Genomic DNA, 13,159 nt, shown 5'->3' with positions numbered 1-13,159 from the left:
CAGCCATGACCAGCGCCGCGCCCCCTCCCCCCGCTCCGCCCGCCCCCGACCGGACACCCGGCGGCTCCGGCGGCACCGGCGATCCCTGGGCGACCGGGGGTATCGCTCTCGGCGGCACCCTGATGGTCGTCTACGGCCTGTTCGCGGTGCTCCAGGGCATCACGGCGATCGCCGACGACGAGGTGTACACGAGCTTCGGTGAGTACGTCTTCGAGTTCGACCTGACCGCGTGGGGCTGGATCCACCTGATCGTCGGTGTGCTCGTGGTGGCGGCCGGGTTCGGCCTGTTCACCGGGGCCGCCTGGGCCCGGGTCGTGGGCGCGGTCGTGGTCGGACTGGCGCTGATCGCGAACTTCATGTGGCTGCCGTACCAGCCGTTCTGGTCGATCATCATGATCCTGACCGGCCTGTTCGTGCTGTGGTCGGTGTTCAACTACCGCTCCGCCCGGGCGGCGTAGCAGCCGCACCGGTTCAGGAGGGCGGCGGACGCCGGTCGCGTGCGGCGACCACCGCGTGCAGCCGGCGCGAGAGCGCGGTGGCCCCCGCCGTGAGGAAGACGAACGTGTACAGGATCTGTGCGACCGCCACCAGACGGGCCTCCTGCCCGCTCGGGTGGATGTCCCCGTAGCCGACGGTCGCGAGCGTGACGACGGTGAAGTACAGGGCGTCGACGCGGGTGCTCAGACCGGTGAACTGGCCCGGCTGCTGGGCGAGGGTGTAGTACCCCGACGAGAAGACCAGCACGGCCAGGCACATCAGCAGCACGATCATGACGCCGGGCCGGGTGTGCGGCTTCTCGAGGATGACGTAGTGCACCTGGCGCAGCAGCAGCGCGGCCAGCAGCCCCAGGGCCAGGACGAACAGCGGCCAGCCCAGCCAGGAGCGGTCGTCGCCGAGCCCCTCCAGCGGCAGCAGGAAATAGGCCGTACCGACGGCGACCACCAGTCCCCCGGCGGCGGTCCACACCCACCGCTCGCTGCCCTCGCGCATACGTCCGGTCTACGACGTGCCGGGGGGTGGCGCGACTCCGGCGCCTCCATCGGTGTCGAGCCGGGGCCGTTCGGGGGCCGAACCTCAAATGTTCCTCTGAAGGCGCCCATGGCGGGGTTCGGGGCCGGGCGGCTGGGCCATACCCCCCTCACGTTCGAGGAACCGGCTGTGCGGAGGAGGGGACGATGGAGCGACTGGGGACGGGCATCGGGTGGCGACCGGAGATCGCGGACGCCGTGGAGCGTATGCCGGGCATCGACTGGGTCGAGACCGTGGCCGAGAACGTCTGCCCCGGGCATCTGCCCGAGTCGCTGCGGCGGCTGCGCGAGCGCGGCGTCACCGTGGTGCCGCACGGCGTCTCGCTCGGCCTCGGGGGTGCGGACCGGCCCGACGACGGCCGGCTGGCCGCGCTGGCCGAGCGGGTGGAGGCACTCGGCTCACCGCTGGTCACCGAGCACATCGCGTTCGTACGGGCCGGCGGTGCCCTGACGGCGACCCCGCACCTGGAGGCCGGCCATCTGCTGCCCGTCCCGCGGACCCGGGACGCGCTCGACGTGCTGTGCGAGAACGTGCGCATCGCGCAGGAGGCGCTGCCGGTGCCGCTGGCCGTCGAGAACATCGCCGCGCTGATCTCCTGGCCCGGCGAGGAGATGACGGAGGGCCAGTTCCTGTACGAGCTCGCCGACCGCACGGGCGTCCGGCTCCTCATCGACGTGGCCAACCTGCACACCAACCACGTCAACCGCGCCGAGGACCCGGCCAAGGCGCTCGCCGAGCTGCCTCTGGAGGCCATCGCCTACGTCCATGTCGCCGGCGGCTTCGAACGCGACGGCGTCTGGCACGACAGTCACGCCCACCCCGTCCCCCGGCCGGTCCTCGACGTCCTGACCGACCTCGCCTCCCGCGTGTCCCCTCCTGGGGTCCTGCTGGAACGCGACGAGAACTTCCCGGAACCGGCGGAGCTGGAGGCCGAGTTGGCCTCGGTCCGGCGGGCCGTGGAGGCGGGGGCCGTCGAGCGGGTGAAGGCGCAGGTGCGCGCGGCGGGCCAGGCCGTCGCCGCGGGGCGGCCACGGGCGGCGGCCGGGGGCCGGAGCGAGGTCCGCGCCGGCGTTCCCGCGCACGGCGGCGGCCCGACGCCGCAGGGCCATCGGACCGGGACGGCCGGGGCGACACGGGGCGCCTTCGGCCGGCCCGAACACAGGGGCGTCGGCGAGGCCCGGCAGCGGCTCGGGGTCGCGCAGGCCGCGCTGCTGTCGGCGCTGGTCGCGGGGACGCCCGTGCCCGAGGGGTTCGACCGGGCGCGGGTCGGCGTACAGGCACGGGCGCTCGCCGCGAAGCGGGCGGACGTCGTGGCGAAGGTCGCGCCCGAACTGCCCGAGATCCTCGGGGCGGACTACCGTACGGCCTTCCTCGCGTACGCCCAGACGCAGCCGATGACCGGCGGCTACCGGCGTGACGCGCTCACCTTCGCCGAGCACCTGCTGTCCGCCGGGCGGCCCGGCGACGCCGCGGCGCGGCGGGAGCTCCGGCAGTGGTGGCTGGAGCGGTCGGGACCGGCGCCGCGCTCGCGACGCCCGGTCCGCCGGCTGGCCCGCGCCACCCGTAAGGCGCTGCTGCGGCGTTGACGCGCGGATCGCCCGTCAGCGCTTCGGCACCGCCTCGGCCTTGTCCTTCGGCACGGCGTCACCGGCAGCCGCGTCGCCACGGCCGTAGTGGTGGGTGGTGAACATGTACAGCACGCCGGTCCCGACCACCACCGCACCGCACAGCAGGACGATCCAGTTCTCGTACCACGGCTTCTCCGGGCTGCGGGCCCAGGAGATGTTGACGATGGCGAAGATGCCGTAGGCCAGCGCCCCGATGTTCACCGGCAGGCCCCAGCGGCCCAGGGTGAACTCGCCCGCCGGACGCCACCCCTTGAGCCGGGCGCGCAGCGCGGCCAGCACCACCATCTGGAACGAGCCGTAGATACCGAGGATCGCGAACGACACGATGTTGGTGAGGGCGTCCTCGGAGAACAGGGAGGCGAAGGCGATGAGCAGCGGCACCGCCGCGGAAACGAACAGCGCGTAGCCGGGCACCGCGCGGGCGTGGGCGAACCGCCGCAGCAGCCGGTGCCCGGCGATCATCTCGTCACGGGCGTACGAGTAGATGAGCCGCCCGGCCGCGGCCTGGAGGCTGATCGTGCAGGACAGGAAGGAGATCAGCACCACGGCCATCACCAGCCGCGCCCCGGTCTCGCCCATGGCGTCGTACAGCACGTCCACCACCGGGTCGGCCACCTCGCCCGAGATGACCGCGTTGAAGTCGGTGACCGACAGCAGCAGCGACATGCAGGTGAACGTGGCCGCGGCACCGCCGATGTAGATGGTGCGGCGCATCGCGCGCGGGATGACGCGGCCCGGGTGGGCGACCTCCTCGGCCGTGTCGCCGCACGCCTCGAAGCCGTAGTACTGGTAGAAGCCGATGATGGCGGCCGCGAGGAACGCCGGCAGGTAGGAGCCGTCTCCCTCGGTTCCGTAGGTGTCGAAGATGACGCCGATGCCGTGGTGACGGTGGGTGGCCAGCAGGTAGATGCCGACGACGAGCGCGCCGATGAGCTCGCCGGCGAAGCCGATGACGGCCGCCGCCGACAGCGCCTTGGTGCCCAGGTAGTTGATGAGGATGGCGACGACGATGAGCACGGCGGTGCACAGCACGGTGGTGTGCACGGTGGCGTCGAAGCCGAAGAGGATGGCGATGTAAGGGCCGGCGCCGTAGGCGACGGAGGTGATGGTCACCAGCAGCGCCCACATGTACACCCAGCCGGTCATCCACGCCCAGCGCTTGCCCCACAGCCGCCGGGCCCAGGGGTAGACGCCGCCCGCGATGGGGTACTGGGCGACGATCTCGCCGAAGATCAGCGCGACGAGGAACTGGCCGCAGCCGGCCAGCACGAACGCCCAGATCATCGGCGGTCCGCCGTCGACGATCGCGATGCCGAAGAGGGTGTAGGTGCTCACCACCGGGGAGAGGTAGGTGAAGCCGAGGGCGAAGTTGGCCCAGGGGCCCATGTCCTTGCGGAACTCCGAGCCGGGCTCTCCTCCGGGCGTGCCGCCCGCCGGTGCGGGGGGCGTCGGGCTGGTCACTTCCGGGCCTCCTGCTCCGTGGGGCCGGGTCGGTCGAGGATCAGATCGGCGGCGCGTTCGGCGGCGAGCAGGACGGTCACCATCGGGTTGATGGTGGGCATCGTCGGGAACACCGACGCGTCGACGATCCGCACGCCCTCGACGCCGAGCAGTCTCAACTCCGGGTCGCAGACGGCCATCCGGTCGTCCGGGGCGCCCATGCGGCAGGTGCCCGCCGGGTGGTAGACGGTGTGCGCCGCGCGGCGGCCGTACTCGGACAGGTCGGTGCCGGAGACGACGTCCGGGCCGGGTGCGACCTCGCGGACGAGCCAGTCGCGCAGCGGGGCGGTCGCGGCGACCTCGCGGGCGACCCGCAGCCCGTCGACGATGGTGCGCTCGTCGTGTCCCTCGGGGTCGGTGAAGTACCGGAAGTCCAGGGCGGGATGCTCCGCGGGGTTCTTGCTGCGCAGCCACATGCGGCCGGTGGAGCGGGCGCGCGGCACGTTCGGCGTCATGCACACCCCGTAGGGCGGCACGGGGTAGCCCAGGCGCTCGGTGTTGACCGTGAACGGCACCTGGTAGAAGTGGAACATCAGGTCGGGGCGCGGCTGGCCCTTGTCCCGGCGCAGGAACAGGCCGGCGTCGGAGTCCATCGCAGAGTTGGGCGGCAGCGGCCCCTCCGTCTCCCAGACGATCACGGACTCGGGGTGGTCCAGCAGGTTCTCGCCCACGCCGGGCAGATCGGCCCGGACGTCGATGCCGAGGGCGCGCAGGTCGTCGGCCGGGCCGATGCCGGAGAGCATCAGCAGGCGCGGGGTGTCGATGGCGCCCGCGCACAGCAGGAGTTCGCGCTCGGCACGCACGGTGGCGGGTTCGCCGTCGGCGCCCCGGACGGCGACGCGGGTCAGCCGGCCCGACTCGTCGGGGAGCAGCCGGTGCGCCCAGGTCTCCAGCAGAAGCGTGAGGTTGGGCCGGTCCAGGACGGGGTGGAGGTAGGCGACGGACGCGGAGGAGCGCAGGTTGCCCTCCGGCTGGTAGGCCAGGGAGAAGAAGCCGGTGCCGTCGGCGAAGGGCTCGGCGTTGAAGTCGTCGACGACGGGGACGCCGAGGGCGCGGGAGGCGGCGGTGACGAAGTCCTGGGCGATGGGATTGCGGTCGGCCTCGGCCACCGGCACGATCCGGGTGAGCAGCCGGTCGCGGTAGGGGAGGACCGTCGCCGGATCCCAGCCGGAACAGCCCCGGCTCACCCAGTCGTCGAGGTCCTGCGGCAGCGGCAGGAAGCTGATCAGCGTGTTGTGCGAGGAGCAGCCGCCCAGGACGCGGGCCCGCGAGTGCAGGATGTGGGAGTTGCCGCGCGGCTGCTCGACGGTGGTGTAGCCGTAGTCGAACTCCGAGCCGAGCAGGTTGATCCAGTTGCGCAGGCGCAGGATGCGCTCGTCGCCGACATCGCTGGGGCCGCCCTCGACGACGCAGACGCGGCAGTCGGGATCCTCGCTCAGGCGGGCGGCGAGTACGCAGCCGGCGGTGCCGCCGCCGACGATGACGTAGTCGTAGGCGGACTCGGCGCCGTGCGCGGTGGTGGCGGCCATGAGGTGCCCTGCTTTCTGTGTCGTTCAGCCCTTGAACCAGCCGGAGGGGGCGGGGGCCAGGTTCTGGTAGATGTGCTTGGCCTCCTGGTACTCGCGCAGCCCGGTGGGGCCCAGTTCGCGTCCGACGCCGGAGCGGCCGAAGCCGCCCCACTCGGCCTGCGGCACGTAGGGGTGGAAGTCGTTGATCCAGACGGTGCCGTGCCGCAGCCGCTGGGCGACGCGCTGGGCGCGGCCCGCGTCGGATGTCCACACGCCGCCGGCCAGGCCGTAGCGCGTGTCGTTGGCCAGTTCCACCGCCTCGTCCTCGGTGCCGAAGCGCTCGACGGTGAGCACCGGGCCGAAGACCTCCTCCTGGACGATCCGCATCGACCGGTCGCAGTCGGCGAAGATTGTCGGCAGCAGGAAGAAGCCGCGGCTCAGGGCGGGGTCGTCGGGGCGGGTGCCGCCTGTGACGAGCCGGGCGCCCTCCTCCTGGGCGACGGCGATGTAGAGCTCGACCTTCTCACGGTGCTCGGCGGAGCTGAGCGGGCCGCTCTCGGTGCCCTCCTCCAGGCCGTTGCCGAGCCGGATCGCCCGCGCACGGCGGGCGAGGGTCTCGACGAACCGGTCGTGCAGCGAGTCCTGGACCAGCAGGCGTGATCCGGCCGAGCAGACCTGCCCGGAGTGCAGGAAGGCGGCGTCCAGCGCGTAGTCCACGGCGGCGTCGAAGTCGGCGTCCGCGAACACGATGTTGGGGTTCTTGCCGCCGAGTTCGAGGGCGATGTTGCGCGGCCCCTCGGCGGCGCTGGCCATGATGGACCGTCCGGTGGTCAGGCCGCCGGTGAAGGACACCAGGTCGACGTCCGGGTGGCTGGTCAGGGCCGCGCCGACGGTCGCCCCGGAGCCCAGCACCAGGTTGGCGACGCCGGGCGGTGCGCCGGCCTCCTCGATGAGCCGGACCATGGCGATCGTGGTGAGCGGTGTGGTCTCGCTGGGTTTGAGGACGAAGGTGTTGCCGGCGGCCAGCGCCGGGGCGACCTTCCAGGAGGCCTGGAGCAGGGGGTAGTTCCAGGGGGCGATGAGCGCGCAGACCCCGACCGGCTGGTACACGACGCGGCTGAGGACGTCCGGGCCGACGTCCACGACCCGGCCGCCGTCCTTGCCCGCGAGTTCGGCGAAGTAGCGGAAGGCGTTCGCGACGTCCTCGACGTCGATGCGGGCCTCGGCCAGCGTCTTGCCGGTGTCGAGGGTCTCGGTGCGGGCGATGTCCTCCCGGTCGCGCAGCAGCAGGTCGCGGACGCGCAGCAGGACGTCGGCGCGGTGGCGGGAGGTGGCGTTCGCCCAGTCGCCCCGGTCGAAGGCGTGCCGGGCGGCGCGTACGGCGCGGTCCACGTCGGTGGCGTCGGCCTCGTCGACGGTGGTGACGACGGAGGCGTCGTAGGGGTTGACCACCTCCCGCCGGCCACCGGCCGCCGCCCGCGTCCACTCGCCGTCGATGTACAGCTCACCCACCGCGGGGCCTCCTTCGCATCCGGCCGGTGCCGATCGGCTCGACGGTCAGCAACATGGCCCATCGGACGGGCGGCGGCCACCGGCCACACCGCCGCGACGGCGTCCCGGTGGCCCAGAGGACCCGGGTGGGCTAGTCGCCCCGCCGCACCCGTTCGCCTGCGAGTGTGCCCGGGCTAACACCCGGGTCCCGGCCGCCTGGACCCATGGAATGTTTTGCGCCTCTTTGCCCCGGCGAGTCCCCCGTCGCGCCTCCTCCAATCGCCCCGTCCTGTCCCCGTTGCAACGATTCGCCCCTGTACGGCAGTTGACGTAGACCCCGCAGTAACATGTCAACTCCGCACCTGAAGCCCATTAGCGTGCGGTGCCGTACCAGGAGGCACCACCATGCGACCGCGACCCCCCGTCAAGGGCCGAGGCATCGTCAGCGGCACGGGGCTCATCGTCACGTGTCTGACGGCGACGCTCGCCGCGCTGGTCTTTTCCCTCTGGTCGTACACCGACCGGCCGGGGACGGGACCTGACGTGCTGAGCGCCCAGACCCTGCGCACGAGCTACGGCCCGCTGTCCGCGCTCGACCAGGACTTCCTCGTCAAGGTCCGGCTGGCCGGGCTGTGGGAGCTGCCCGCGGGGCGGCAGGCGCAGACGAAGGGGACCACGCCCGCCGTCCGGACGGCGGGCCGGCATCTCGTCGAGGGGCACCGGTTCCTCGACGATCGGGTCCGCGGTGTCGCCGCGCGGCTGAACCTCGCCCTTCCGGACGCGCCCAGCGACCAGCAGAAGCAGTGGCTCGAAACCCTGGACGCGGCACAGGGTGCCGAGTACGACCGCCAGTTCGCCAACATCCTGCGGCTGGCGCACGGCAGGGTCTTCTCGGTCGTCGCCCAGGTCCGCGCGAGCACCCGCAACTCACTGGTGCGCGACCTCGCCGACGACGCCAACACGACCGTCCTCGACCACATCAAGGTCCTGGAGGCCACGGGTTACGTCGACTTCGACGCCGTGGCCCGCGACATGGCCACCGGGAACACTCCCCCGACGGCCGCCCCCGCTCCGGCCGCACCCCCGGTACCGGCCCCGGCCCCGGCCACCACGCTTCCGCCGCCCACCTTCCGCCCGCCGCCGGAACAGTGAAACGGAACGTCACATACCGACAACACTCCGTCCGGATTGTGAACAAGGCATGGTGCTCCCGGGACCGTGTCACATACAAACAACATATGCTCTGGGTTCTTTTCCTGCTGGCGGCCTGGGCCGCGGCCGGTACGGCGTGCACGCGCCTGTGCCTGGCCGCCGTACGCGCCGCGGCCGGCGTCACGGACACCGGCCGGAACCATGAACTCACCCTGTACGAGGCCGCGTTCCTCTCCGGCGGGCCCCGGCGGGTCGCCGACGTGACTCTCGTCGCCATGGCACGCCAGCGCCGGCTGCTGCTCGCCCACACCGGCTGGGCGACGGTCGTCGATCCGCGCGGGCGGGACGAGATGGAGCGGTCGGTCATAGGGGCCATCGGCCCCGAGGGGCAGTCCCGGATCGCGCCGGTGCGGGCCACCGCCGCCACGGCGGACGCGGTGCGCGGTATCGCCGACCGGCTGGTGCGCGCGGGACTCGCGGTGCCCGACAGTGCCCGCACGACGGTCGCGGCGGCAGTCCGGCAGGTCCGCTCGGCGGCCGTCGCCGTGCTCGGTCTCGGCCTCGCCGCGCTGCTGACGCCCACTCCGCCGGACATGCCGCGGCATCTGGTCGCCCTGTGGTTCGCGCTGCCGCTCGCCCTGACCCTGGGCTCGCTGGCCGTCGCCCGCATCGAGGTGCACCCGTACTCGCGCTGGGCCTCCCCGGCCGGCCAGCGGCTGCTCGGCGCACTGACCCGGAACGCGGACGGCACCGCGGACGACCGTACGTACCTCACCTCCGTGGCAGTACGCGGTGTCCGCGCGATCGGCGAACCGGACCTGCGCGCCGCCTTCACGCACCGCTAGGTCACCTCCAGGCACACGGCTGACAGACCGGGGGCGCGCAGGGGCATTGGCGCCGACACCGGCGGACGGTGCTTGCCTTTCCCAACCGCCGCACCAAACATCCCTTTTGTCGCCACCGTGCACCGAAGGGATACGCGATGAGAGCCGCCCTCCTCTACTCGGCCGCAGGATCCTTGCTGCTGAGCGCCCTCACCGCCGCCCCGGACGCCGACGGCGCGACAGCGGCGCCCGAGCTGCGCGGCACGGCGGTTGCCGCCGCGCGGGCGAAGGCGGCCGGCATCGACTTCGGCCCGTGCCCCGACGCGCAGGACCTCCCGGGCAGCATGCAGTGCGGCACGGTCGCCGTCCCGCTGGACTACGCACGGCCCGACGGCAGGCAGATCGAGCTGGCCGTCGCCCGTGCCCGGGCCACGCTCAAGGACCCGCACAACAGCAAACGCAAGGTCCGCCGCCAGGGCGCCCTGGTCTACAACCCGGGCGGCCCGGGCGCCTCCGGCCTGTACTTCCCCCTCACCGGTCTGCTCCCCGAGTGGAAGCGGATCGCGGCCGCGTACGACCTCGTCGGCTACGCCCCGCGCGGGGTCGGCCGTTCAGCGCCCCTGTCCTGCCAGGACCCCAAACGGTTCTTCCAGGGGCCCACCCAGGCGCCGACGCACCCCTCGGAGTCGTACAAGAAGCAGCGCATCACGCAGGCGAAGGCGTACGCGCGCGGCTGCGCCGAGCGGGCCGGCGGAGCGCTGCGGCACTACCACTCGCTGAACAACGCCCGCGACCTCGACGTCCTGCGCGCCGCGCTGGGCGAGGAACGGCTGACCTTCATGGGCTCGTCGTACGGCACGTACTTCGGAGCCCTGTACGCGACGCTGTTCCCCGCGCACGTACGGCGGATGGTGTTCGACTCGCCGGTCGATCCCGACCCGGCGGAGATCTGGTACCGCAACAACCTCGACCAGTCGGCGGCGTTCGAGGGCCGCTGGCGGGACTTCCGGAGGTGGATCGCCCGGCACCACGACGTGTACGGGCTGGGCAGGACCGCGCGGGAGGTGCGGCGCAGCTACGAGCGGGCGAGGGCCCGGCTGGCCGTCGAGCCGGCCGGCGGGAAGGTCGGGCCCGGGCAGCTGCAGGCGGCGTTCCTCCAGGCGGGGTACTACGACGACCAGTGGCCGCACCGGGCGCACGCGCTGTCGGCGTACCTCAAGGGCGATCCCGGGCCGCTGGTCGAGCAGGCGGAACAGCGCCCCGAGGCCGCCGCCGAGGCGGAGAACACACACGCGGTCTATGTGGCGGTCGAGTGCAACGACGCTCCCTGGCCGACGGACTGGCACGTGTGGGACCGGGACAACACCCGGCTCGCTCGGCTGGCGCCCTTCGAGACCTGGGACAACGTGTGGATGAACCTGCCCTGCGCCTACTGGGAGGGACCGCGGCAGCGGCCGCTCGACGTCGGCGCCGGGCCGGGTGAACTGCCGGCGACGCTGATCCTGGCCGCCGAGCGGGACGCCGCCACGCCGTACGACGGCGCCCTCGAACTCCACCGCCGCCTCGCCGGCTCGGTCCTGGTGACGGAGCGGGACGCCGGCGCGCACGGCCTGGCGGGCGGGCCGAACGCCTGCGTCAACGGCCATGTGGAGGCGTATCTGCTGGAGGGCCGGCTGCCGGGACGGCGCACGGACTGCGCCGCGCATCCGGAGCCGAAGCCGCAGCGGAAGTCACAGTCACGGTCGGCGGCCCCGGCGCAGCCCGGGACCGGCCGACCGCGCGGCTGATCAGGCCAGGCCCGCGACCAGCTCCGCGATGTCCTTGCGGCGGCCCGTGAAGAACGGGACCTCCTCGCGGACGTGCCGACGGGCCTCCGAGGCGCGCAGGTGACGCATCAGGTCGACGATGCGGTACAGCTCGTCGGCCTCGAAGGCGAGGATCCACTCGTAGTCGCCGAGGGAGAACGAGGCGACCGTGTTGGCACGCACGTCGGGGAAGCCGCGGGCCATCTTGCCGTGGTCGGCGAGCATGCGGCGGCGGTCCTCGTCGGGCAGCAGGTACCAGTCGTAGGAGCGCACGAAGGGGTAGACGCTCACATAGTTGCGGGGCGTCTCGTCGGCGAGGAACGCCGGGATGTGCGAGCGGTTGAACTCGGCGGGGCGGTGCAGCGCCATGTTCGACCACACCGGCGTGAGCGCCCGGCCCAGCTTCGTGCGGCGGAAGAGGTTGTACGCCTCCTGCAGCGCGTCGCTGGTCTCCGCGTGCCACCAGATCATGAGGTCGGCGTCGGCGCGCAGGCCCGAGACGTCGTACGTGCCGCGGATGGTCACGTCCTTGGCGGCGAGCTGGTCGAACAGCTCCTGGACCTCGTCGGCGTACCCGGCGCGGTCCTCGGGGAGGACGTCCTTCAGCTTGAAGACGGACCAGAGCGTGTAGCGGATGACCTCGTTGAGGTCCTTGGCCAGCTTGCCCTTGTTCGGGATGCGGTCGGGCTCGGCGCTGGAGGCCGTGGTGGAGGCGTCGTCACTCATGCTCCTCATTCTCCCGCTCCGCCGTGCAGGCTCTGCACCGGGTGGGCGGTGAGCTCCTCCACACCCCGCAGGTCACCGTGGATCTGGTCGACGGCGGCGTACGCGCTCGCGATGCACGCCGGGATGCCGACCCCGTCGTACTGCGCGCCGCACACGGCGAGCCCCGGGAGCTTCGCCACGTGCTCGCGGATGCGGGCCACGCGCGCGTGGTGGCCGACGGGGTACTGGGGCAGGCCGTCGTCCCAGCGGGTGACGCGGGTGGCGACGGGTGTGGCGTCCAGGCCGGTCGCCGCCTCCAGGTCGTGCCGGGAGACCGCCACGAGCTCGCTGTCGTCGCGCTGGAGGATCTCCGTCTCGCCATACCGTCCGACGGAGGTGCGCAGGACGACGAGGCCGGGGTTCTCGTCGGCGATCCAGCCCCACTTCTGCGAGGCGAACGTGGACGCCTTGATGGTGCGCCCGTCCACCGGCGGCACGAGGAAGCCGCTGCCCTCGGGCAGGCCCGCCTCGGCGCGGCGGTAGGCGAGGGTGACCAGGGCCATGGAGGCGTACTCGACGGCGCCGAGCTCGGCGGCGGCCCCGGGGGACTGCGCGCGCAGGAGCCGGGCGGCGACGGGGGCGGGGACGGCGAGCACCACCGCGTCCGCGTGCACCACCCGCTCACCCGCGACCACGCGCCATCCGCCGTCCGCGGCGCTGTGGCTCAGCTCCGTCACCGGCGTCCCCGTGAGGATCTCGCCCCCGCGTGCCCGCACCGACTCCGCCACCGCGAGGGGCAGCGTGCCGACGCCGCCCTGGAGGCCCATGAACACCGGCCCGGTCTGCTGGGCGGCGGCCGCCTTCGCCTGGATCTCGCGGACTCCCTCCGTCAGGGAGGTGTGGCTCCGGGCGGCCTGGAAAAGCTGCGGGACGGCCGAGCGCATCGAGATGCGGTACGCGTCGCCCGCGTACACACCGCCCAGCAGGGGCTCCACCAGACGGTCGACGACCTCGCGGCCGAGGCGCGCCGCCACGTACTCCCCGACGGCCACGTCCTCGCCGACCTCCGTGCGGGGCAGCTCGGCGTCGCGGCCGATGCGGGCGAGGCCCTCGTCGGACAGCACGCCGGACAGGGCCGCGGCGGTGCCGGGCACGCCCATCACGTGTCCCTTGGGCATCGGGCGCAGCGCGCCCCGGGTCCAGATCGAGGCCGTCGCGGTCGCGGGCGGCCGGAGCCGGTCCGCGAGGCCCACCTCCCGGGCGAGCGCCACCGCCTCGGGGCGGCGGGCCAGCATCGACTCGGCACCGAGGTCCACGCGCGCGCCCGCGATCTCCCCGGGCAGCAGCTTGCCGCCGACCCGGTCGGAGGCCTCCAGCACGGTCACCCGCGCCCCGCGCTCCAGCAGCCGGTGCGCCGCGGCCAGTCCCGCGATACCCGCCCCGATGACGACGACCTGCCCCGCGCCCGCACGGGCTTGAACTTCGCGCATGCCCCCAGCCTCTCAGACCCCACTGAC

Annotated in this window: 11 protein-coding genes; 5 read left to right on the top strand and 6 right to left on the bottom strand. The window is 73.1% G+C overall.

The features are described from left to right. Positions 1 to 5: 5 nt before the first annotated feature. The gene (locus ACH4G3_RS01810; RefSeq protein WP_397622584.1) at positions 6 to 458 is read left to right on the top strand and encodes a DUF7144 family membrane protein; all 453 of its coding nucleotides are present in this window, start codon (positions 6 to 8) and stop codon (positions 456 to 458) included. A 13-nt stretch (positions 459 to 471) separates the two neighbouring features. Here the strand turns inward: ACH4G3_RS01810 and ACH4G3_RS01805 are convergent, their stop codons facing one another. After that, complete coding sequence (locus tag ACH4G3_RS01805; protein WP_397622583.1) at positions 472 to 990, bottom strand: potassium channel family protein; 519 nt, start codon at positions 988 to 990, stop codon at positions 472 to 474. Positions 991 to 1,175: 185 nt separating this feature from the next. Between ACH4G3_RS01805 and ACH4G3_RS01800 the strand changes: the two genes are divergently transcribed. Further along, positions 1,176 to 2,615: an MbnB/TglH/ChrH family RiPP precursor modification enzyme gene (locus ACH4G3_RS01800; protein ID WP_397622582.1), complete on the top strand. Its 1,440-nt coding sequence runs from the start codon at positions 1,176 to 1,178 to the stop codon at positions 2,613 to 2,615. 15 nt (positions 2,616 to 2,630) lie between these two features. Here ACH4G3_RS01800 and ACH4G3_RS01795 read toward each other — a convergent pair whose 3' ends face one another. The 3 genes from ACH4G3_RS01795 to ACH4G3_RS01785 are packed head-to-tail and all read right to left on the bottom strand — an operon-like array spanning position 2,631 to position 7,177. Continuing rightward, a complete protein-coding gene (locus ACH4G3_RS01795) occupies positions 2,631 to 4,118 on the bottom strand; it encodes an APC family permease (RefSeq protein WP_397622581.1) in 1,488 nt (495 codons plus the stop codon). Continuing rightward, positions 4,115 to 5,686, bottom strand: coding sequence for a GMC family oxidoreductase (locus ACH4G3_RS01790; RefSeq protein WP_397622580.1), 1,572 nt, complete (start codon positions 5,684 to 5,686; stop codon positions 4,115 to 4,117). Before ACH4G3_RS01790 ends, ACH4G3_RS01795 begins: the two co-directional genes overlap by 4 nt. Before the next feature lie 24 nt (positions 5,687 to 5,710). Then, positions 5,711 to 7,177, bottom strand: a complete 1,467-nt coding sequence (locus ACH4G3_RS01785; protein ID WP_397622579.1) for an aldehyde dehydrogenase family protein — start codon at positions 7,175 to 7,177, stop codon at positions 5,711 to 5,713. Between the two features lie 384 nt (positions 7,178 to 7,561). Between ACH4G3_RS01785 and ACH4G3_RS01780 the strand changes: the two genes are divergently transcribed. The 3 genes from ACH4G3_RS01780 to ACH4G3_RS01770 all read left to right on the top strand — a co-directional run bounded on the left by ACH4G3_RS01780 (position 7,562) and on the right by ACH4G3_RS01770 (position 10,919). Then, the gene (locus ACH4G3_RS01780) at positions 7,562 to 8,308 is read left to right on the top strand and encodes a DUF4142 domain-containing protein (RefSeq protein ID WP_397622578.1); all 747 of its coding nucleotides are present in this window, start codon (positions 7,562 to 7,564) and stop codon (positions 8,306 to 8,308) included. An 86-nt stretch (positions 8,309 to 8,394) separates the two neighbouring features. Continuing rightward, on the top strand, positions 8,395 to 9,153 hold the full coding sequence (locus ACH4G3_RS01775; RefSeq protein WP_397622577.1) for a TIGR04222 domain-containing membrane protein: 759 nt from the start codon (positions 8,395 to 8,397) through the stop codon (positions 9,151 to 9,153). 137 nt (positions 9,154 to 9,290) lie between these two features. Next, entirely contained in the window at positions 9,291 to 10,919 is a 1,629-nt protein-coding gene (locus ACH4G3_RS01770) for an alpha/beta hydrolase (RefSeq protein WP_397622576.1), read from the top strand. On the opposite strand, the gene hemQ is transcribed toward ACH4G3_RS01770, so the two are convergent. Both hemQ and hemG read right to left on the bottom strand, forming a co-directional pair. Next, on the bottom strand, positions 10,920 to 11,663 hold the full coding sequence (gene hemQ, locus ACH4G3_RS01765; RefSeq protein WP_037670383.1) for a hydrogen peroxide-dependent heme synthase: 744 nt from the start codon (positions 11,661 to 11,663) through the stop codon (positions 10,920 to 10,922). It lies immediately after the preceding gene. Positions 11,664 to 11,668: 5 nt separating this feature from the next. Then, entirely contained in the window at positions 11,669 to 13,132 is a 1,464-nt protein-coding gene (gene hemG / locus ACH4G3_RS01760) for a protoporphyrinogen oxidase (RefSeq protein WP_397622575.1), read from the bottom strand. Positions 13,133 to 13,159 lie beyond the last annotated feature (27 nt).

The sequence above is a fragment of the Streptomyces afghaniensis genome, assembly GCF_044327915.1.
GTDB lineage: Bacteria > Actinomycetota > Actinomycetes > Streptomycetales > Streptomycetaceae > Streptomyces > Streptomyces afghaniensis.
The sequence above is the reverse complement of the archived record's forward strand: the minus strand, read 5'-3'. Positions and strand labels throughout refer to the sequence as shown.

Coding starts and splice junctions, on each gene's coding strand:
- ACH4G3_RS01805 (WP_397622583.1), bottom strand. CDS start 990: ATGCGCGAGGGCAGCGAGCGGTGGGTGTGGACCGCCGCCGGGGGACTG.
- hemG (WP_397622575.1), bottom strand. CDS start 13,132: ATGCGCGAAGTTCAAGCCCGTGCGGGCGCGGGGCAGGTCGTCGTCATC.
- ACH4G3_RS01790 (WP_397622580.1), bottom strand. CDS start 5,686: ATGGCCGCCACCACCGCGCACGGCGCCGAGTCCGCCTACGACTACGTC.
- ACH4G3_RS01800 (WP_397622582.1), top strand. CDS start 1,176: ATGGAGCGACTGGGGACGGGCATCGGGTGGCGACCGGAGATCGCGGAC.
- hemQ (WP_037670383.1), bottom strand. CDS start 11,663: ATGAGTGACGACGCCTCCACCACGGCCTCCAGCGCCGAGCCCGACCGC.
- ACH4G3_RS01810 (WP_397622584.1), top strand. CDS start 6: ATGACCAGCGCCGCGCCCCCTCCCCCCGCTCCGCCCGCCCCCGACCGG.
- ACH4G3_RS01775 (WP_397622577.1), top strand. CDS start 8,395: ATGCTCTGGGTTCTTTTCCTGCTGGCGGCCTGGGCCGCGGCCGGTACG.
- ACH4G3_RS01770 (WP_397622576.1), top strand. CDS start 9,291: ATGAGAGCCGCCCTCCTCTACTCGGCCGCAGGATCCTTGCTGCTGAGC.
- ACH4G3_RS01780 (WP_397622578.1), top strand. CDS start 7,562: ATGCGACCGCGACCCCCCGTCAAGGGCCGAGGCATCGTCAGCGGCACG.